This window comes from Streptomyces sp. NPDC006476 (genome assembly GCF_040612015.1).
Taxonomy (GTDB): Bacteria; Actinomycetota; Actinomycetes; order Streptomycetales; family Streptomycetaceae; genus Streptomyces; species Streptomyces griseorubiginosus_B.
In genome coordinates this window covers 1-18447 of the sequence record NZ_JBEXPK010000114.1, presented here as the reverse complement: position 1 = coordinate 18447, position 18447 = coordinate 1, and the positions used below count along the sequence as shown (strand labels likewise).

The following is an 18447-nucleotide window of genomic DNA, read 5'->3' as shown; positions in this document are numbered from 1 at the left end:
TCCCACTCCGCATTCGTCAGGTCTCCACGTCCCATGGAGCCAGCCTGCCCCCAACACACCACCCCGCGAAGGGAGATCCGAGAAACAGTGCCTAGTAGGGCTTGGTCAGGAAGCTCATGGAACTCGACAGCAGGTTGCCCACAAGTAGGCCGATCCAGAGCGGCATGTGCAGCGGGGACAGAGCAAGCGTCAGCAGCACGACCGTCGGGTACAGGCCGACCCAGACCGCGAGGGAGGTCCTGGTCTCGGAGGGTGGCGACGGTGCCTCCTTGCCGTCGCCCTCGAAGGCGAACCAACTGCCGAACGAGTTGTCGATCGTACGCAGTTGGAAGTCGCTGAACTTCTGGCCCTCGGCCAGGATCCGCTGCCGTTGTTGCGACGTCAGCCACGCGTCGAGGTGTTCCGCGCTGTCGTAGCGGTACAGCGTGGTCCATTCCTCCTGAAGCCCTCGATGGGGCGGAAGAGCTCGGTCCCGCGAAACCCCTCGAACTTGTTCTCCTCCTGGACCAAGTGGTGCTGCCAGGCGAGGAAGTCGTCGACGTGGTTCGGGGAGCCGCGGTGAGTGACCACCACGGTGACCAGCGGGTCCAGTGACTGGGTGCCGCTGCTGACCACCTGCGGGGTCGCTGGACCGTCGAATTACTTGGCGCCGACGTCGAGATATGTCTGCCTGGTCGCACTGTTGATCCACGCCTGCAGATGCGCCACCGAGTCGAACCGGTACACGACGACCCAATCGGACTGCAGCGCCGTCGGCGGGGAGACCTCGGCGCCGAGGAAACCAGGGTAGTAGGCGGCCGCGCCGTTGAGATCCTCCTGCCATGACTCGAACTCCCGCTCCATCCCGGACAGGACCTTCTGGCCGATGATCGCCGTCGCTGCGGCGGCCAGGTTCTCTTCGGTGTTCATGGTGGCTCAACCTGTCGACACCGACTGCTCCGCAGGGAGTCGGCCGTAGATGCGTTCCGGAGTCAGCGGCAGCGCACGGTAGCGGACACCCGTGGCGTCATGCACCGCGTTCGCGAGGGCGGGGGCCACGGGGTTGATGCAGCACTCCGCCATCCCCTTCGCGCGCAGGGGCCCGGCCGAATCCGCCGAGCCCACTAGGAGGACCTCGGTGCGGGGGATGTCGGCGTAGGTGGGGATGCGGTAATTTCGGAGGTTCGGGTTGACCATGACGCCGTTGCCGTCGACCTGATGGTTCTCGGTCAGCGCGAAGCCGATTCCCTGGGCGACACCGCCCTCCACCTGTCCTCGAACCTGCGCCGGGTTGATGATCACCCCGGCGTCGGCCGCCTGCACGCTGTACAGGATCCGTATCTCACCCGTCATGCGGTGCACGGCGACCCGGAACCCCTGCGTGTTGGAGGTGACGCTCCGGGGTGAGCCGTATGCCTTGCGGGCGGCGGTGAAGCGGATTCCACGACTCCGGGCCAGCGCGACGAGTTCGGCCAGTGACACCCGCCGGTCCCCGCAGACGACACCGTCGTCGTCCATCGTGCACATCACGACATGGATGCCCGTGTGCGCGGCGGCGAAGTGCAGAATGCGGTCGCGCACGCCATTGGCCGCCTGCAGGACCGCATTGCCCGCCACGAAGAGGCCCGCGCTGGCGAAGGCACCGGTGTCGAATCCCGTGCGGTCGGTGTCGGACTGTACCAGACGGATCCGTGACGGTGTCGTGCCCAGCTGGTTGGCTGCGATCTGGACATGGGCCGTGGAGGTTCCCTCCCCGAACTCGGGGGTGCCGACGGCCAGTTCGTAGATGAGATCGTCGCCGAGCGTGACCCATGCCTCGGAGAGGTGGTCCGTCGGGGGCGCGGTCTCGTGCAGGGAACTCGCCACGCCGGCTCCGACGAGCCACTCGGGGCCGGGGGGCAGCTGGTCGGCCGTACGAGCCAGGGCGTCGCCCACCAGGTCGATGCACCGGGCGAGGCCGTCCTCGGTGAAGATCACGTCGTCGGGGCCCTCGTGCATCGCGAGCAGGGGCTCACCCGGCCGCACGATGTTGCGCCGGCGCAGTTCGAGCGGGTGGATGTGCAGGGCGCGGGCCAGTTCGTCCATCGCCGACTCCACGGCGAACGCCGGCTGCGTCATGCCGTAACCGCGCAGCGCCCCGCTCGGCACGGTGTTCGTGTAGACGGAGTATGCGTATCGTACTTCTTGTTGGGGCAGCGGTAGATCATGACGGCTGCTCCGCCCGCGTACAGCGTTTCGCCGCCGTGGTTGCCGTAGGCGCCGGTGTTCGACACGTTGCGTACCTGGAAGGCGGTGAGCGTTCCGTCAGCCTTCGCGCCGAGCTTGACCGTCAGGCTCATCGGATGCCGCGGCGAGGCCGTGGTGAACTCCTCCTCACGGGTGTACTCGAAACAGGTGGGCCGTCCGGTGTCCAGGGTGGCGAGCGTGACCAGGTCCTCCGCGATCACCTCCTGCTTGCCGCCGAATCCGCCGCCGACGCGCTTGCAGAAAACCCTCACCTGGTCCGGGCGCAGCGCGAACAGGTACTCCAGCTTGACTTTCGCGATCGACGGTGACTGGGAACTGGTGCGGACGTTCAGCCGACCGTTCTCCATCCAGGCGATCGAACCGTGGGTCTCCAGATGTGCGTGCTGCACCCGCGGTGAGAAGTACGTGCCTTCGTGGATCACGTCGGCCGCGGCGAACCCCTCGTCGACGTCACCGATGTGCGAGTGGAGTTCGACCAGGATGTTGTGGCCGGGGTCGCGGACGAACGGATCGTGGGAGCCGTGCAGCTGGGGTGCGCCGTCGGCCATCGCCGCCTCAGGGTCGAACACCGCCGGCAGCACCTCGTACTCGACCGCGAGACGCCGGCAGCCCTCCTCCGCCGCCCCGATCGTGTCGGCCAGGACCGCGGCGACGCGCTGACCGGCGAAGCGGACCGTGTCATCGAGGATGTAGGTGTCGTCCGGGTCGACCAGGTGGTCGGTGTGGATCGCCGTGGAGAAGCGTCTGCGGGGTACGTCTTCCCAGGTGTAGACCCGATGCACGCCGGGCACGGCGAGGGCGGCGCTCTTGTCGATCGAGAGGATCCGGGCGTGGGCGTGGGGCGAGTGCAGCACCTTCAGGTGCAGCATGCCGTCGATGCGCGTGTCCATGGTGAACTCGGCGTGACCGGTCACCACGTCATGGCCCGCGGGCGCGCCGACGCTCGTCCCGACGGCCTTGCCCGGTGCTGCCGTCTCCACCGCACTGACGCCCTTCACGGCGTCCTCGATCGCCCGGTATCCGGTACAGCGGCAGAGGTTACCCTTCAACGCCTGTGGCAGATCTGCCTTCTGATCCTCGGTGAAGGTCGCCGACGTCATGATCATCCCTGCGGTGCAGAAACCGCACTGGAACCCAGGGGCGTCCTTGAACTGCCGCTGCATGGCATGCAGGGCGCCTGGTCGCCCGAGGCCCTCGATCGTGGTCACTTCACAGCCGTTTGCGCGGAAGGCGGGGGTGATGCAGCTGTGTACCGGTACGCCGTCCAGCCACACCGTGCAGGCGCCGCAGTCGCCCGCGTCACACCCCTTCTTGACGCCGAAGTGGCCGAGTGCGCGCAGGAACGTGCGCAGACACTGGCCCGGGGCCGGTTCCCGGTCGAATGTCCGGCCGTTCACGATGTAGGTCATGGCAGGTCCCCAGCCGTGAGTTCGCGGCGGATCTCTTCGGCGAAGTGCCGTGACAGGTGCAGACGGTGGTCGGGGGTCCCGTTGGGATCGGCGAACCAGACGTCGGCAGGCACGGCGTCGATGCTCTGCCGCAGGGTTCGGGCATCGGGCAGGGAGACGAAGGCGACGCGGACCGGCCGTGTGGTGCCGGCGGTGACGGTGAGCAGCAGGTCATTCCCTCCCGGGCGTTGCGTGCCGACGAGGAACACCGTTGAGCGGCCGAGCCGGGTCAGCGTGAAGCGACGGTGCGCGGTGCGTTTGCGCAGCGCGTACTCCGGAATGGTGATGCGCCGGAGGATCTCCCCGGGGGCGAGAATGTTGCAGTGGTCGCCCGTGACGAAATCGAGGGCGTCGACGAAGCGTACGGAGCCGTCGGGCGCCCACAGCTCGTACCGCGCCTCGAGCGCGACCGTCAACGTGATCATCGGGCCGGCGGGCAAGGACATGCAGATGTTTCCGCCGACGGTCGCCGCGTTCCAGACCTTGAACGAGGACAGGAATGCCTCGCAGCTCTTCCGGAAGAGTATTCCGGCGGTCCATGTCTCCGGCCATGGGAAGGCGTACAGGTCGCGAATGGTGCAGGTGGCGCTGATCTCCAGACCCTCGTCCGTCGGAACAAGAGGCTCCCAACGCAACGCCGTCAGGTCGATCAGCCGTCGCAGGTCCGGCTGCTCCGTTGAATAGAGCCATGTTCCGCCTGCGAGCCAGGCGTCGCCCTCGTGCCAGTCCATGCCTGGCTGCTCGGACGGCTGCCGGATTACTTCGGTGATGGTGTTGAGGTCCATGGAAACCGACCTACGGGAGAACGGACCTACGGGAAGGCAACCGTCCCCTGGGCCTGTTGGCGTGGATTGCCCGCTGACCGAGCGGGTACCACCGTGCCGCACCGTCGGGCGGCCGAGCCGCGAGGGGACGGCGGGCGCACACGGTTTCGCCTTATTTTATCTCAGCATGCGGATGACGGCCCGGCCGAGGATACCTGAGAGTGTCCGACGCGCTGCGGACAGTCACACGGGTGGTCTTGCGCCGCTGGCCTGGGCCGCCCCGTCCCACGCTGACCGGGCGCCTAGTAGGGCTTGGTCAGGTCCGCATGGGGGTATGTCGCGGTGGCAGGTGGGGCAGTACCGGCCCAGCGGGGGAGGAGTGTCTGCAGTTCGCGCACGACCTGGTAGAGGCTCAGTCGTGCACCGCGTCTTTTGGGTCTTGCGCCAGCCGTTGCCGGGTGCAGAAGGCGTGGGCGGCGGAGACCAGGGTGACGCGGTAGAGCCAGCCGCCCCAGGTGCGGCCTTCGAAGTGGGCAAGTCCCAGGGCCTGTCTCATCTCGCGGTAGTCGTGTTCGATGCGCCAGCGCAGCTTGGTCAGCCGCACCAGGGTGGCCAGGGGGATGCCGGAGGGCAGGCTGGACAGCCAGAACTGCACCGGCTCGCTCTCGGCGGCGGGCATTTGGCCAGCAGCGGATCAAGCCCAGACGCTAGTCGCGGAGCGTTGGGGGCAGGCCCAACATTGGGAAGAGGCCGTTGTCACCGAAGCGGGTGATGGCGGAGATCCGGTCGCCCTCCAGCGAGAGCACCACCAGCCCGTACGCGTGCGCGATCGGGCTGGTGGGATCGCGCAGGTAGGAGCCGAACGCCGGCTGGCCGTTCGCCCGCGTGGGCACCAGCCGGAGCGCTTTGCCGCCCCACCAGGCGAGGGTCTCGTAGAACTGGGCGATGGCCACGCGTCCCTGGTACTCGAGGGGCTCGGGCGGCATCGTCAGCCAGGCGTCATCGGCCAGCAGGGCGACCAGCCTGTCGACGTCGGAGTTCTCCATTGCGTCCACGAACCGCCCGACGAGCTCGCGTTCACGCGGTGAGCGAGGCAGGGGCGCCCGGTCGCGATCGCGCGCGGGCAACTGGCCGTCCAGGGCCGAGCGCGCCCGCTGCAGAGCGCTGTTCACCGAGACGCCGCTGCTGTCGAGCAGGTCGGCCACCTCCGCCGTGCGGAAACCGAGCACGTCGCGCAGCACCAGCACCGCGCGCTGCCGCGGCGGCAGACGCTGGAGTCCTGCCACGAAGGCCAGGGCCAGCGATTCCCTCGACTCGTAGCGGGCGTCCGGTCCCGGCGCCGTGTCCGGCAGGTCCTCCAGCAGGGTGTCCGGGTAGGGCTCGAACCACAGCGGTTCCAAGCGGCGCGTCGGCTCGGGCACGTCGAGCGGGGGACCGGCCGCGGGCTGCTGGGGGCGGGGGCGGCGGGCCGTGTCGCGCAGCGCGTTCAGGCAGCGGTTGGTCGCGATGCGGTACAGCCAGGCGCGTACCGAGGCCCGCCCCTGGAATCCCCCGAGCCCGCGCCAGGCGGCAAGCAGGGTCTCCTGGACTGTGTCCTCCGCGTCCTGCACGGAGCCGAGCATCCGGTAGCAGTGCGCCTGGAGCTCACGCCGGTAGGGCTCGGTGAGCTCACGGAACGCCTCCCCGTCGCCCGCCCGCGCCCGCGCCAGGGTCGATTCGATCACCACGACATCCTCGCTTCGCCTCGTCGACTCATCCTCCCGATAAGGACACCGTCCGGGCCGAAAAGTCATCGGTGACTTCCTCGATGCGGCCGTGTCTCAACAAGCGACCGCATTTCACACCGGCTTCCACACCGCATTTCACGAGGAACAAAGGAGATCGTCACCATGACGAACATCGCGGGCAGTGCAGTACTGATCACCGGAGGCAACCGCGGCATCGGCCGGGCGCTGGTCGAGGAGGCCCTGAGGAGGGGCGCGGCGCGGGTGTACGTCGGTACGCGCGTGCCGCTGGACCACCCGGACGAGCGGGTCACTCCCCTGACGCTGGACGTGACCGACGCGGACCAGTTGCGCCGGGCCGCCGAGGAGGTCGAATCCCACGGCGCCCTCGACGTGCTCGTCAACAACGCCGGTATCGCGCTCTACGACGACCTGAGCGACCGCTCCGTCCTCGAACGGCACCTCGCCGTCAATCTCTTCGGCACCTATGAGGTGACGGGGGCGTTCCTCCCGCTGCTGCTCCGCTCCAAAGGAGCGATCGTCAACAACCTGTCGATCAACAGCCTCGCCCCCTTCCCGTTGATTGCGTCCTACTCGGTCTCCAAGGCGGCCGCGTTCTCCCTGACACAGTCCCTGCGCACCCTGCTGGCGGAACAGGGCGTGCGTGTGCACGCCGTGCTGACCGGCCCCGTGGACACCGAGATGAGCAGGGGCATCGACGCCCCGAAGGCGTCCGCCGAGTCCGTCGCGCGGGCCGTCTTCGACGGGGTGGAGAAGGACGAGGAGGACATCTTCCCCGACCCCGCGTCCCAGTCGCTGGCCGACGGCTGGCGCGGAGGCGTGGCCAAGGCCCTGGAACTGCAGTTGGCGGAACTCTCGGCGACGCAGCGTGACAAGTCCTGAGCCGGGCAGAGCCGACGCAGATGTCGGCGGCGTGGCGAGGACCCGGACGCCCGCGACTGGGGTTGCGCCGACGGCGACGCTCCGGCTCACCACCGTGGCGATGCTCGTGCTCACCGCCGTGGCGATGCTCGTGCTCACCACCGTGGCGATGCTCGTGCTCACCGCCGTGTCCTGGGCCATCGCTGTCCGGCAGATGAACGGGGCGATGGACATGGGCGTGGCGACCCGGCTCGGTTCCTTCGGCTCCTTCGCCGCCCTGTGGGTTCCGATGATGGCGGCGATGATGCTGCCGGGCGCCACACCGGCGGCCCTGCGGCAAGCCCACGCCCACGGCGGTCGCGCATTGGCCGCCGTGCCGCTGTTCGTCGGGTCGTATCTCGCCGTCTGGGCCCTCGTCGGCGCCGCCGGATACGCGGTGTACCGCCCGCACGGGTCGTTCACCGCCGGCGTGGTGGTGATCGCGGCAGGCGCCTACGAACTCACGCCGCTCAAGCGGCACTTCCGGCGGCACTGCCACGAGGGCGTCCGCTCCGGGCTGGCGTTCGGGCTCTCCTGCGTCGGCTCGTGCATCGGGCTGATGCTGATGCTGCTCGCGCTGGGCGTCATGAGCCTCACCTGGATGTCCCTGATCGCCGTCCTCGTCCTCGCGCAGAAGCTGCTGCCCGCGAGAGCCGCCCTCGATGTGCCGTCGGGGCTGGCGATCGTCGGACTCGGACTCCTGATCCTGGCCGCGCCCTCGTCCGTTCCCGGTCTCATGCCATCGATGTGAGACGTCATCGACGGCGCGGACCGCACACATCCGATGAACAAGAAGAAGCGACAAGAAGCACAAGAAAGCGAGAGACCATGACAGACCACAAGACGGGAACCCATGAGGAGTGGCTCACGGCCAGGCTGGACCTGCTCGAAGCCGAGAAGGAGCTGACCCGGCGTGGCGACGAACTGGCGCGGCGGCGGCAGGAATTGCCGTGGGTCCGTGTCGACAAGGAGTACCGCTTCGAGACCGAAGAGGGCCCGGCGTCCCTGGACGACCTCTTCGCCGGGCGCTCCCAACTCCTCGTCTACCACTTCATGTTCGGGCCCGAATACAAGGCGGGATGCCGGTCCTGCTCGGCGATCGCTGACGGTTTCGACGGCTCCGTCGTCCACCTCGCGCATCACGACGTCACGCTCTGCGCGGTGTCGCGGGCACCGCTTGCGAAACTGCAGGCGTACAAGCGGCGGATGGGCTGGAATTTCCCCTGGGCGTCGTCGTACGGCAGCGACTTCAACTACGACTTCGGGGTGGCCCACACCGAGGAGGAGTGGCGCGCGGGAGCCGTCACGTACAACTACCGTGAGAACAGGGACCTCCGGCTGCCATCCGGCGAACTGGGAGTCCAGCTCGCCGAGTTCGCGTCGAGCGTGGGAACAGACTGGGACACGTACCGGAGAGAGGGACCGGGGCTGAGCGCGTTCGCGCGTGAGGACGGGGTGGTCTACCACACCTACTCGGCGTACGAGCGCGGCGTCGACGGCCTGTGGGGCATGTACCAATGGCTCGACCGCGCCCCGCTCGGCCGCAACGAGACCGGCATGTGGTGGCGCCGTCACGACGAGTACGGCAGCAAGTGACACGTATCGACGGCATCACTGCCGATATCCCGAGCCCGATGGCGCGCGAGCCCGGTCCGCGCCTTCCGATTCACGGAGGAACACCATGACCATCCGCAACGCCCTCGTCATCGGCGCCGGCAGCGGCGTGGGCCGCGCCACCGCCCATGCCCTCACCGCCGTCGGAGTCGATGTTCTGGCCACCGGCCATGAGCGGGACGCCACGGATCCCGCGCAGGTCGCCGCGCTCCTCGACGAGGCCGACCCGGATCTCGTCGTGGTCACCGCGGGGACGCGTCCGCGGATAGCGCCCATCGGGGAGCAGAGCTGGGAGTCGTTCTCGGCGCCGTGGAACGTCGACGTCAAGATCGCCTTCGAGGTGGGCCGGGCCGCACTGACACGCCCGCTGCGGGCGGACTCGACGGTGGTGATCGTGTCGAGTGGGGCGGGGCTTGGCGGCTCACCACTGTCGGGTGGCTATGCGGGCGCCAAGCGGACGCAGATGTTCCTGGCCGCCTACCTCCAGTCCGCTGCCGACGCCCGCGGACTCGGCATCCGGTTCGTCGCCCTGGTCCCGGGCCAGTTGCTGGTGGGCACCACGATCGGTGAGGCCGCGGCCGCCGCGTACGGTGCCGAGAGCGGCCAGTCGGCGGAGGCTTATCTGAAGGACCGCTTCCCGGTGCCGCTCGACGCCGCCGGGGTCGCCCGTGCCGTCCTCGAGATCGCCTCCGGCGAGGAACACCGCCAAAAGACACTGGTGGCCGTGACTGGCAAGGGACTTGAGGCTCTCTGATCCCCTCCCCGTAGGGAGCGGGCCGATCCCTGGCCACCGGCCGGACGGATCCTGACCCCAGGACGGGCCGCTTTGACTGCGGGACAGGCCGGTCCTGGCCGCGCGACAGGCCGACCTGACCGCGGGAGGGGCTGATTCGATTGCGAGACTGGCCGACCTGACCGCGGGACGGGCTGATTCGACCGCGGGACCGGCGCCCCCGCCCCTCAGTCCGTTTCCGCGTGGACCGACTTCAGGAGCCGCCGCACCGCCGGCCCCGGAGCCCCCGGCAGGACGGCGAGGGCGGTGATCACCACCGGTCCGGCGAGTGGCCGTATGGCTACCCGCCGGACCGGGACGTCCTCCGCAGCCGCGCGATAGAGCACTGTCCAGGAAGGCGCCCCGGTGCCGATCTCGGCCATGGTGTCCTGAACATTGGTGAACGGCGCTCCCCGTACCGGCTCGAACCCGGCCTCCCGGCAGGCCGCCATGAGCAGGTCGTACAACGGTGGATTGTCCTCTCGGGGAGCGAACCGGAGCGGAAGCCCGGCCAGGTCCGCCAGCTCCAACACCGGCTTCGCGGCCAGTGGATGAGCGGCGGGCAGCGCGACGACCAGGCGGTCGGTCCACGCCGGGAGCAGTTCGAGGCCGGGTGCGTCGTTCAGTGCCCGCACGAAGGCGGCGTCCAGCGCCCCGGCGCGTACGGCTGCCAGCCGCTGTGCCAACGGCAGTGCGCTGAGCCTGACCTGCTGCCCGGGCGGCAGCTTCTGCAGCACGCGGTCCAAGCGCTCGCCCAGCCCCTGGCTGGTGCCCAGCCGCAGCACCCCGTTGGCGCCGGCCGCGATGTCTCCGGCCACGCGCAGGATCCGTTCCTCGGCAGCCAGCAGCGCCCTCGCCTCGGGCAGCAGCCGCTCGCCGGCACCGGTCAGCCGGACCCGGCGCGAGGTGCGCTCGAAGAGACGCACGCCGAGCTCCCGTTCCAGCCGGGCGATCTGCTGGCTGACCGCCGGCTGGACGATGTGCAGGTGTTCGGCGGCCCGGGCGAAGCCGCCTTGGTCGGTGACGGCCACGAAGTACCGCAGCTGCCGTATCTCCATCTCCCCGTCCTATAACGGTCGGTGATAGATCGGCAGGGAAAGCGCGTCTGGGTCCGGCTTTGTTCCCCGGCTGTACTGAACCGCATGAAGACAGTGATCAGTACGTCGCAAGGCATACGGATCGGCACGGCCGATGAGCCGACGCCGGCGCCCGGGGAGGCGCTCGTCGCCGTACGGGCGTTCTCGGTCAACCGCGGTGAGCTCGCCCTGCTCCGGTCCCGCACCTCGAACTGGCGTCCGGGGCAGGACGTGGCAGGCGTGGTGCTCGAGGCGGCGGCCGACGGGAGCGGCCCGGCGCCCGGAACACGCGTCACCGCACTGGTCGAGGAGGCCGGCTGGGCGGAGCGCGTCGCCGTGCCGACCGACCGCCTCGCCGAACTGCCTGAACGGGTCGGCACGGAGCAGGGAGCGGCCCTGCCCCTCGCGGGCCTGACCGCACTGCGCTCCCTCCGCCTGGGCGGGAACCTGCTCGGCCGCCGCGTCCTGATCACCGGCGCGAGCGGCGGCGTAGGACGGTTCCAGGTCGAGCTGGCCGCGGCGGCGGGCGCGCTCGTGACCGCCGCGGCCAGCCGCGGCCAGGGCCTGCGAGCTCTCGGAGCGCAGGACGTCGTACCAGACCCGGAAGCGGCCACCGGCTTGTTCGACCTGGTCGTCGAGTCGGTCGGCGGTACATCGCTGGCCTCGGCCCTGCGCCGGACCGCCCCCGGAGCCACGATCGTCCTCCTTGGCACCAGCAGCGGCGAGAAGACGCCGATCGACGTCTACGACTTCATCGGCCACGAAGGAGCGCGGATCGTCAGTTATCTCTCCTACGCCCATCCCCGGCCGCCCGCCGATGACCTGCGCACGCTCACCGAGATGGTCGCCGCGGACCGGCTCCATCCCATGCTTGGCCTGGTCGAGGACTGGACGAAGCTGAACGACGCGCTCGCCGCCCTGCGCGGCCGCCGCATCGACGGCAAGGCCGTCCTCACCCTCTGACCGCACGTGGGGCAGGCTCAGGGTGTGGGCCAGGCCTGGGCGATCTCGCGGCGCACGTCGTCGACGGCAAGTGCGGACCTGGCCGAGGTCGTTGAGCATCCGTTCCTGCCGGCGGCGCAGTTCGCGGTTCTCCTCCCGCACGCCGTCGTGCTGTAGGTGACGTGTTCCAGGACCTTGCCGTGCCGGCCCTCCTGCACCTGGGCCTGCGCCGTGATCCCGGTATGGGCATCCGGCGGATCTCGCCGACCTCACCCGTGCTCTTCTCGGTGTCCCGTCGTACCACGCGCCCTCCCCTGAAGGTCGCCGGTTCCCTGGTCACCAACCAGGTCCGCGCCTACGACCTCTTGCGCATGTTGGCCGCGAGGGGCGCCCAACCTCGCTGGGCGCGGCCTTCGCAGAGTACGGGCGCGCCAGGACCGAGCACCTGCTGCGCGTGGTCGACCCGGTCGACGACACCTACCGGCGGCAGATGACCCGCCAGCTCACCGTTCAGGAGTCATGCCACAAGCTCGCGCGGGACGTGTGCCACAGCAAGCGCGGCACCATCCACCAGGCGTACCGCGACGGGATGGAAGACCAGCTCGGCGCGCTCGGCCTGGTCCTCAACGCCAGCGTGCTGTGGACCACGAAGTACATCGACGCCGCCGTGGAAAAGCTCCGCGCCGAGGGCCACGAGATCCGAGACGAGGACATCGCCCACCTGTCCCCGCTCAAGCACCGCAACCTGAACCTGCTGGGCCGCTACAGCTTCACCGCCTCGACGCCGGCCGCCGACGCCCTGCGCCCGCTGCGCGACGCGGACACGATGGAGGTGGACGAGGACGACTACGGGAGCGGTCAAGAAGTCAGCGTTCGACGGTGCCGATGAGTCGGCCGCGGGCGAGGACAGGCGCAGTAATGGAGGGTAGAAGGACGCTGGGCCTTGCGCTGTCCGGTGCGGTCTTGCCCGCGGTCGCGCCCAGTGGGGTGGCAAGGGCGAAGAGTTGGAAGGTGTAGTGGTGGGGGCCGTGGCCCTTGATGGGTGCGGGTCCTTGGTATCCGCGTCCGATGACGGAGCGCAGTATCGTGACGCCGGGGGCTGGCTCTTTCGCGGCGAGGGCGCCGGGGGCGAGGGAGCGTATGTCGGGGTCGATCAGGACGACGCAGTGGACCGCGGGTTTGGGAGTGGGGACGTCGGTGTCCTCTACGACCAGCAGGAGCTGGGCGGTGCCGGACGGCGGTGGATTCCAGGCCAGGTGGGGGGAGATGTTCTGGCCGCCTGCGTTCTTGGCGTGGTGCTCTGGCGGCATCGTGCCGAGGTGGTCGAAGCTGCGGCTGCTGAGGTCCAGTAGTTCGGGCCCTTGGAGGTTCGGGCGATTCCACGCAGCGTGGGCATCGCCTGACCTGCGGTTCTTCAGAAGTCGGCCGAGGATGGGCATGGCGGTGCTCCCAGCATGTCGAGGGTCTTATCGTGGGTTGCGGTTTCGCCGCGTCGAGGAAGACGCGATTCGGTGCGGTGGCTCCGGCTTCTTGGGCGTTCCCGTCGGGGTGCGGCCTGGCAGCAGCAGGCTCAGGACGAGTGAGACAGCGGTGAAGCCGGCTGCCCACCAGAACACCTGGTCGAAGGCGTGGGCTGCCTGGGCCGCCGACCCCGTGTGGTGGCGCAGGGCGATGTCCAGGATGACGGCGAGCACGGCGACGCCGAAGGACCCGCCGATCTGTTGGGTGATGCGGGTGATGATGCCGGCGTGCGGTATCTGGTCGCGCCGAAGGCCGACGAACGCGGCGGCTTGCAGGGGGATGGATACGGCGGCGAGGCCGAAGCCGCGGACCACCAGCACCGCCATCAGGAGCCACTTGTTCGTCGTGGTCGTGGCCAGGGCGAAGGGCACGGTGGACAGTCCCACGATGGCGAATCCGGTGAAGGCGACCCATCTGGCCCCGAACTTGTCGCTGAGTCCGCCGGCCAGCGGGCGGCTCAGGAGCGCGCCGAGGCCCAATGGTGCGACCAGCAGGCCCGCTTGGAGCGCGTCGGCACCGCGCACCTGCTGCCAGTACAGCGGCAGCAGCGCCATGCTGCCGTAGAGCGCGGCCCCTGACAGGAACATCGACGCGGACGCCGAGGCGAGCGGGCGGTGCGCAAGCAGCCGGACATCGACCAGGGCGTCGCCGGAACGACGGACCGAATACAGGGCGAAGACCAGCAGCAGGAGGGCGCCGGCCAACAGCGGGGCGAACGAGTCCGTTCGACCGAAGCCGCCGCCCTTCGAGGAGTTGGCCAGTCCGAACAGGAACGCGACCAGGCTGGGTGAGAGCAGCAGCCAGCCGAGGGTGTCAAAGCGCGGCCCAGCGTCAGTGGCGTCCGGGACCAGCATCCGCCAGGCGAGGACGAATCCGACTGCGCAGAAAGGGACGTTCACCCAGAACAGCCACCGCCAATCGAGCCAGTTCAACAGGACGCCGCCGATCACCGGGCCCGCGATTGGCCCTACCACGAACGGCAGGGTCACGATCGACATCGTGCGCCCCAGAGCCTTGCCCGCTGCCGCCTGCATGATCAGCGTTGAGAACAGAGGGAGCATGAGTCCCCCGCCGAGCCCCTCGATGACCCGGAAAACGATGAGGCTCCCGGCGTTCCAGGCCACACTGCACAGGACCGAGCCGACGAGGAACACCGCCAGCGCGAACATCCACACCCGCCTGCCGCCGAAGCGGGACTGTGCCCAGCCCGCCAGCGGGATGGACACGCCGAGCGCCAGCAGGTAGCCGGTGCTCACCCACTGGATCGTGGAGATCGGCACGTGCAGCTCCTGCGAGAGGGTCTGCAGCGCCACGCTGACGATCGTGGTGTCGAAAACCACGGCCAACGAGCCCACAATGAGCGCGACGGCAACTTTCATGACTTTCGGATCGATGCGATCCCCTGCGGTTGCCTCGGCCACGGCGGCCCCTGCCTCTCCTTCTCGTACTGGGACTGGATGCCAGTCCTGGAAGAGGGCGACGACCGCCCCGCATCCCATTCGGTCAGGGATCAGATCCTTTGTGCCAGCCGATCGAGCAGCGGCGCGGCCACCGCGAGCTGTTCCAGCTCCCACGGCGTGAAGCCGTCCGCAAGGGCCTGCGCGACCTGCTCGGTGCGGGCACTGCGCTTGTCCGCCAGCGCCTGTCTACCTGCGTCGGTCAGCGCCAGCAGCACGCGCCTGCCGTCCCGCGGATCGGCGCCGCGCTCGACCAGTCCGCGCGCTTGGAGACCGCCGAGTGTGGCCCCCATCGCCTGCGCGGTGATCTGCTCCTCCCGGGCCAGCTCCGCGGACGTTGTCGGGCCAATACGGTCCAAGTGGGACAAGGCGACACGCTCGGGCATTGTGAGCTCGCCCTCGACCCGCACCTGACGCACACGCCTCAGCAGCGCACCGACACTGGCCAGCAGGGCGGTGGCGATTTCACTGGCATCCAGCTCCTCACTCATATAATCAACCTACCTTATCAACTTGCCTTATTAAAATCAGCGCGCCACTGCCCCTGCACCTGGCACTAGAGATCTGCCGGCTCGACCCGACCCGACTAGGACGGGTCCAATGCACCCGTGCACTCCGGCTGACGTATTCGCGGCCGGGCGACAGCGTGCACATCTCCGAGATGTTCCGCCTCGTACGCGGCACCGGGCGCATCCTTGACGTGCTCGACGTCCTCCATCGCGACCAGGTGGCGCTGCGCATCCACGACGGCGCGTTCTCCGCCATGGACCTCACCGCCCGTCACCCGCGCACCGGGGAACTGCTGTCCACCGTGAAGTTCATGGTGCAGACCCTCGCCGCCGGGGAACTCCAGCGCGACGTCCAGCGCGAGCTGACCTACGACGGACCACGCGCCGCCGAGGCCAAGGGCAGCAAGGGCGGCCGTCGGCCCGCCCGTGGCGACCGACAAGACCGACGCTGTCCGCACCGCATACCTGGAGGGCCGCTCGATTGCTGCCCTCGCCCGCGACCACGGCGTCAGCCGCGGCGCGATTCGCACAGCGGTCGCCGACCTCATGCCCGACCACAACGGCATCGCACAAGAGGGCACCCCCGCCCTGGAGCTGCCGGTCAGTTAACCGCTGTACCGATGTTCCCCGAGGCCGAAGAAGGACCGCCAACGCCTGCGGAAGTCGAAGCGGCCCTTCCCCCACCCCGGGCCGGGCGCCGTTCGCCACTGCGGGTCCGTAGTGGCGTGCGCGGAGAGCTGCCGTCCCGTCCACCATCGCCCCCAGGCAGAGCCGAGCAGACGCGGCCCTGGCGTCCAGGTCGTTCGCACAGTGGCACGCTCCACGTGGACGCCATGAGCCACGCCCGCTCCACGGTGTGCGGGTCGACGGCGGCCAGGATGGGAGCTGGGGACAGGGGTGGTGCAGGAGGGATGTAGAAGGTCTGGTTCCAGGCTGACTTGGGCTCCAGGGGCGAAACTCGATTGCCGTTCCTCCGAGGGGTCAGGTGATACTCACCCATGAGTAGATTCGCCGAGGTCATCGTGTTGGCCAGCGGTGCAGAAGAGATCATGGAACCGCTGACCCAGCCGGACGACAGTCGTGAGTGGGCCGGCCAATTCACCGATATCGGACATGGCATGTTCGGTGGCTGGGCCATCGAGTTCGTGCGACGGAGTCGGTGGACCGGGCTGCTGAAACACCTCGAGTCGCTGCCATGGCCATCGCCGCACTCCGTACAGGTACTGATCCACGACGAGGAGGATGACTGCTTCGGCCTGTGGATGATGCACGATGGCCGACTCAAGGAAGTGCCGCTGCCGCACACCCGCCGCTACTTCTGGCCAGACCACTACACAGGCGAGGTCGATCCGGACTCACCCGGGATTCTGATCCGTACGGACAGGCCCGGTGGCCCTCCCGAACATGACTGACTGCCGATTTCACAAGGTCGCGACGTCACGTCGGCGGCGCGAGGCCGGAGTACGGTGAGTCGAGTCTGTCAAGAACACCAAGACTTCTGACACCATCGGCTGACGCCAACAAGGGTGGACAGCGGCGGTCGTCGTGGAGCGTCGGCGGCCAGTCAGTCGAGGCCTGCAGCGAGTTGATGGACGTTCACAGGACCCCGTGATCGACCTGATAAGGACGAGGCCACAGGGTTCAAACTCTGTTCGCCCCACCAGCGAAAAGACGCCCGGATCATCGGTCTGGGGCCGACACGCCTGATCGGCCCCGTCGGCTCCAGTACCCCCCGCAGTTGTGGCGCCGGCGCCGCCAGCCGCAGATCCGTACGGCCGTGCACCCGGAAATCATGTACCGGGTTCGGTGATTGTCTCGGGTCGTTTGACGGTTTTCCCTACGTCGTAGCGGGTGGCGGGGTGTGGGTTCTTGGAGCCGAGGGGTCTGCCGGGGCCTGGTCGGTTTGGGCGAGATCGACCGGCTCATCGCGCCGGCAAGAGCGGGCACAAGCAGCACCGTTGCCCAGGGCAGCATGCGTGTTCCCGCAGGCGGGAGTAGGACTGGCGCGGAGCCAGAGCCGGGTGACCGGTGGCCTTCCGCGGCGTGCGTCCACGGTGGCGCGCTACCGTCGGAGCGTGACCGAGGACGGGCTGCGGAGTGCGCGGCGCACTCGACACGCAGGACTGGTCGGCACTGCCCGCCGCACTGCGCCGCGGTCCCGCGCGGGAGGTTGTTGCAACTGGCCGGTGATAGCGCGGTCATGGCTTCCCCGACGCGTAAAACGCTGATGCGGTGTGACCTCGACCGATCAGCAGTGCTGCATCAACACGATCTCGCTGACCGCCGACGAGAGCTGATAGCGGGGCGATCAAGAGATCCGGATGGGGCTGGACAGGAGTGCTCGGGCCGGGACAGGTTGCCACTGGGCGTCTCTGGCCGCGTCGCGCATCACGCGGCCGAAGGCCTGGTCCCCGAAGTGGAACGCGAAGGCGTAGGTGTGGGGCGTTAGGAGCTGGTCCAGGAGGGTCCTGCGGGCCTTCAGTACCCCTTCGACATCCACGTCCGGTCCGGAGGGCCACTCGGGGTGAGTCAGCTGAGCGGGTGTGTGGAAAGCGTCTCCGAGGACCAGGATCCGCCTGCCGCGCGAGGCCGAGACCACGTACGTCGTGTGGCCGGGGCTGTGTCCGGGTGTGATCAGGGCGGTGACGCCGGGCCACACCTCGTCGCCGTCATCGAACTTCCGCAGGACACGGGACATCGGCACCATGAAGTTGTCCCAGGACGGGGCGCCCACCTTGATCTCGCCCCGCCAAAAGGGACCCCATTCGGCACCCGCCACCAGGTAGTCGGCGTGCGGGAAGGCCTTGTGCAACGCCTGGTCGCGATCCGGGACGAATCCGAGCCCGGTGTGGTCGGTGTGCAGGTGGGTGAAGGCCACGGTGTCCACGGACTCCGGGGGCACGCGCAGCGCCCGGAAGGTGTTGAGGAGGGCCCCACCGTGGGAGACGCCGAGCGCCGATGACAGGACGTTCGCGCCCAGGCCCACGTCGATCAGCAACTTGCGCCGGCCGCGTTCGACGAGGACACCGCCGGCCGAGGCGGCGATCCGCCCGGAGCGGGTCAACGCCTCGGGGTGCTCCTGCCAGTAGGCGGCGGGCACGGCCGGGAGGAAACCCACAGGGTCCAGCTCCATGGCCGCGTCGACGACGTAGGTGAGTCTGGTGTCTCCCAACGTGAGGGAACGGACGGCCGACTGGTCGTTCAGCGCGCCGATCCGGGAGCAGCCGGCAGCGTGAGTGGGCGCCGCGTCCAGGAGTGAGGCGGACAGGGCCGCCGTGGTCGCGAGCGCGGTGCGCAGCACTCTGCGGCGCGGGAGGCCGTGGTCGTGGGGCATGGCAGGGCTCCTTTGGTGGACGGGGGACGGGCTTGTCTTGTTCCTCAGCCGGTGTTGCGCAGGCCGGCCGCCACGCCGTTGACGGTGAGGAGCAGGGCGCGGGAGAGCAGCGGGTCGGGGTCCTGGCCCGCGGCGGCGG

18 protein-coding genes and 4 pseudogenes are annotated in these 18447 nt (G+C 69.0%); 9 read left to right on the top strand and 13 right to left on the bottom strand.

Annotation, left to right across the window (positions count from 1 at the left end):
• Positions 1-639 precede the first annotated feature (639 nt).
• From ABZZ74_RS48865 to ABZZ74_RS48845, 5 genes and pseudogenes are all read right to left on the bottom strand, one after another.
• Positions 640-909: an antibiotic biosynthesis monooxygenase gene (locus ABZZ74_RS48865; RefSeq protein ID WP_356950593.1), complete on the bottom strand. Its 270-nt coding sequence runs from the start codon at positions 907-909 to the stop codon at positions 640-642.
• Positions 910-915: 6 nt separating this feature from the next.
• Positions 916-3635: pseudogene (locus ABZZ74_RS48860) on the bottom strand (molybdopterin cofactor-binding domain-containing protein).
• Positions 3632-4459, bottom strand: coding sequence for an FAD binding domain-containing protein (locus ABZZ74_RS48855; RefSeq protein WP_356950592.1), 828 nt, complete (start codon positions 4457-4459; stop codon positions 3632-3634). The pseudogene ABZZ74_RS48860 and the gene ABZZ74_RS48855 overlap by 4 nt, the downstream one beginning before the upstream one ends.
• A 391-nt stretch (positions 4460-4850) precedes the next feature.
• A pseudogene (locus ABZZ74_RS48850) lies at positions 4851-5087 on the bottom strand (IS701 family transposase); the annotation flags it as partial.
• A 58-nt stretch (positions 5088-5145) separates the two neighbouring features.
• A complete protein-coding gene (locus ABZZ74_RS48845; RefSeq protein ID WP_356950591.1) occupies positions 5146-6162 on the bottom strand; it encodes a sigma-70 family RNA polymerase sigma factor in 1017 nt (338 codons plus the stop codon).
• A 165-nt stretch (positions 6163-6327) separates the two neighbouring features.
• Between ABZZ74_RS48845 and ABZZ74_RS48840 the strand changes: the two genes are divergently transcribed.
• The 4 genes from ABZZ74_RS48840 to ABZZ74_RS48825 all read left to right on the top strand — a co-directional run bounded on the left by ABZZ74_RS48840 (position 6328) and on the right by ABZZ74_RS48825 (position 9451).
• A complete protein-coding gene (locus ABZZ74_RS48840) occupies positions 6328-7065 on the top strand; it encodes an SDR family NAD(P)-dependent oxidoreductase (protein WP_356950590.1) in 738 nt (245 codons plus the stop codon).
• 100 nt (positions 7066-7165) lie between these two features.
• Positions 7166-7834, top strand: coding sequence for a DUF2182 domain-containing protein (locus ABZZ74_RS48835; RefSeq protein ID WP_356950589.1), 669 nt, complete (start codon positions 7166-7168; stop codon positions 7832-7834).
• A 77-nt stretch (positions 7835-7911) separates the two neighbouring features.
• Entirely contained in the window at positions 7912-8679 is a 768-nt protein-coding gene (locus ABZZ74_RS48830; RefSeq protein WP_356950588.1) for a DUF899 domain-containing protein, read from the top strand.
• Between the two features lie 85 nt (positions 8680-8764).
• Positions 8765-9451, top strand: coding sequence for an SDR family oxidoreductase (locus ABZZ74_RS48825; protein WP_356950587.1), 687 nt, complete (start codon positions 8765-8767; stop codon positions 9449-9451).
• Positions 9452-9657: 206 nt separating this feature from the next.
• Here ABZZ74_RS48825 and ABZZ74_RS48820 read toward each other — a convergent pair whose 3' ends face one another.
• The gene (locus ABZZ74_RS48820; RefSeq protein WP_356950586.1) at positions 9658-10527 is read right to left on the bottom strand and encodes a LysR family transcriptional regulator; all 870 of its coding nucleotides are present in this window, start codon (positions 10525-10527) and stop codon (positions 9658-9660) included.
• 84 nt (positions 10528-10611) lie between these two features.
• Between ABZZ74_RS48820 and ABZZ74_RS48815 the strand changes: the two genes are divergently transcribed.
• From ABZZ74_RS48815 to ABZZ74_RS48805, 3 genes and pseudogenes are all read left to right on the top strand, one after another.
• The gene (locus ABZZ74_RS48815; RefSeq protein ID WP_356950585.1) at positions 10612-11508 is read left to right on the top strand and encodes a zinc-binding dehydrogenase; all 897 of its coding nucleotides are present in this window, start codon (positions 10612-10614) and stop codon (positions 11506-11508) included.
• A 6-nt stretch (positions 11509-11514) separates the two neighbouring features.
• The gene (locus ABZZ74_RS48810) at positions 11515-11664 is read left to right on the top strand and encodes a hypothetical protein (RefSeq protein WP_356950584.1); all 150 of its coding nucleotides are present in this window, start codon (positions 11515-11517) and stop codon (positions 11662-11664) included.
• Between the two features lie 140 nt (positions 11665-11804).
• Positions 11805-12376: pseudogene (locus tag ABZZ74_RS48805) on the top strand (Tn3 family transposase); the annotation flags it as partial.
• Here the strand turns inward: ABZZ74_RS48805 and ABZZ74_RS48800 are convergent.
• From ABZZ74_RS48800 to ABZZ74_RS48785, 4 genes are all read right to left on the bottom strand, one after another.
• Positions 12354-12926: a YbhB/YbcL family Raf kinase inhibitor-like protein gene (locus ABZZ74_RS48800; RefSeq protein ID WP_356950583.1), complete on the bottom strand. Its 573-nt coding sequence runs from the start codon at positions 12924-12926 to the stop codon at positions 12354-12356. The pseudogene ABZZ74_RS48805 and the gene ABZZ74_RS48800 sit on opposite strands and share 23 nt — an antisense overlap.
• Positions 12927-12953: 27 nt before the next feature.
• The gene (locus ABZZ74_RS48795) at positions 12954-14387 is read right to left on the bottom strand and encodes an MDR family MFS transporter (RefSeq protein ID WP_356950582.1); all 1434 of its coding nucleotides are present in this window, start codon (positions 14385-14387) and stop codon (positions 12954-12956) included.
• A 131-nt stretch (positions 14388-14518) separates the two neighbouring features.
• Positions 14519-14956, bottom strand: coding sequence for a MarR family transcriptional regulator (locus ABZZ74_RS48790; protein WP_356950581.1), 438 nt, complete (start codon positions 14954-14956; stop codon positions 14519-14521).
• Positions 14957-15051: 95 nt separating this feature from the next.
• Entirely contained in the window at positions 15052-15414 is a 363-nt protein-coding gene (locus tag ABZZ74_RS48785) for a hypothetical protein (protein ID WP_356950580.1), read from the bottom strand.
• On the opposite strand from ABZZ74_RS48785, the gene ABZZ74_RS48780 reads away from it, so the two are divergent.
• Together ABZZ74_RS48780 and ABZZ74_RS48775 are read left to right on the top strand one after the other, a co-directional pair.
• Entirely contained in the window at positions 15401-15583 is a 183-nt protein-coding gene (locus ABZZ74_RS48780) for a hypothetical protein (RefSeq protein ID WP_356950579.1), read from the top strand. The two genes, ABZZ74_RS48785 and ABZZ74_RS48780, sit on opposite strands and share 14 nt — an antisense overlap.
• Positions 15584-15972: 389 nt before the next feature.
• Complete coding sequence (locus tag ABZZ74_RS48775; RefSeq protein WP_356950578.1) at positions 15973-16386, top strand: hypothetical protein; 414 nt, start codon at positions 15973-15975, stop codon at positions 16384-16386.
• Between the two features lie 378 nt (positions 16387-16764).
• On the opposite strand, the pseudogene ABZZ74_RS48770 reads toward ABZZ74_RS48775, so the two are convergent.
• From ABZZ74_RS48770 to ABZZ74_RS48760, 3 genes and pseudogenes are all read right to left on the bottom strand, one after another.
• Positions 16765-16980 (bottom strand): annotated as a pseudogene (locus ABZZ74_RS48770) (hypothetical protein); the annotation flags it as partial.
• A 302-nt stretch (positions 16981-17282) separates the two neighbouring features.
• Positions 17283-18308 (bottom strand): MBL fold metallo-hydrolase, encoded by a 1026-nt coding sequence (locus ABZZ74_RS48765; RefSeq protein WP_356950577.1) that lies wholly within the window; start codon positions 18306-18308, stop codon positions 17283-17285.
• Between the two features lie 44 nt (positions 18309-18352).
• The coding region (locus ABZZ74_RS48760) for a phosphoenolpyruvate carboxylase (RefSeq protein WP_356768851.1) at positions 18353-18447 on the bottom strand (95 nt) is incomplete at its 5' end.

Bases quoted from the DNA above. Each gene is read 5' to 3' on its own strand.
- ABZZ74_RS48800 (WP_356950583.1), bottom strand. From the start codon at position 12,926: ATGCCCATCCTCGGCCGACTTCTGAAGAACCGCAGGTCAGGCGATGCC.
- ABZZ74_RS48795 (WP_356950582.1), bottom strand. From the start codon at position 14,387: ATGAAAGTTGCCGTCGCGCTCATTGTGGGCTCGTTGGCCGTGGTTTTC.
- ABZZ74_RS48815 (WP_356950585.1), top strand. From the start codon at position 10,612: ATGAAGACAGTGATCAGTACGTCGCAAGGCATACGGATCGGCACGGCC.
- ABZZ74_RS48835 (WP_356950589.1), top strand. From the start codon at position 7,166: ATGCTCGTGCTCACCGCCGTGGCGATGCTCGTGCTCACCACCGTGGCG.
- ABZZ74_RS48830 (WP_356950588.1), top strand. From the start codon at position 7,912: ATGACAGACCACAAGACGGGAACCCATGAGGAGTGGCTCACGGCCAGG.
- ABZZ74_RS48765 (WP_356950577.1), bottom strand. From the start codon at position 18,308: ATGCCCCACGACCACGGCCTCCCGCGCCGCAGAGTGCTGCGCACCGCG.
- ABZZ74_RS48775 (WP_356950578.1), top strand. From the start codon at position 15,973: ATGAGTAGATTCGCCGAGGTCATCGTGTTGGCCAGCGGTGCAGAAGAG.
- ABZZ74_RS48855 (WP_356950592.1), bottom strand. From the start codon at position 4,459: ATGGACCTCAACACCATCACCGAAGTAATCCGGCAGCCGTCCGAGCAG.
- ABZZ74_RS48840 (WP_356950590.1), top strand. From the start codon at position 6,328: ATGACGAACATCGCGGGCAGTGCAGTACTGATCACCGGAGGCAACCGC.
- ABZZ74_RS48790 (WP_356950581.1), bottom strand. From the start codon at position 14,956: ATGAGTGAGGAGCTGGATGCCAGTGAAATCGCCACCGCCCTGCTGGCC.
- ABZZ74_RS48825 (WP_356950587.1), top strand. From the start codon at position 8,765: ATGACCATCCGCAACGCCCTCGTCATCGGCGCCGGCAGCGGCGTGGGC.
- ABZZ74_RS48865 (WP_356950593.1), bottom strand. From the start codon at position 909: ATGAACACCGAAGAGAACCTGGCCGCCGCAGCGACGGCGATCATCGGC.
- ABZZ74_RS48820 (WP_356950586.1), bottom strand. From the start codon at position 10,527: ATGGAGATACGGCAGCTGCGGTACTTCGTGGCCGTCACCGACCAAGGC.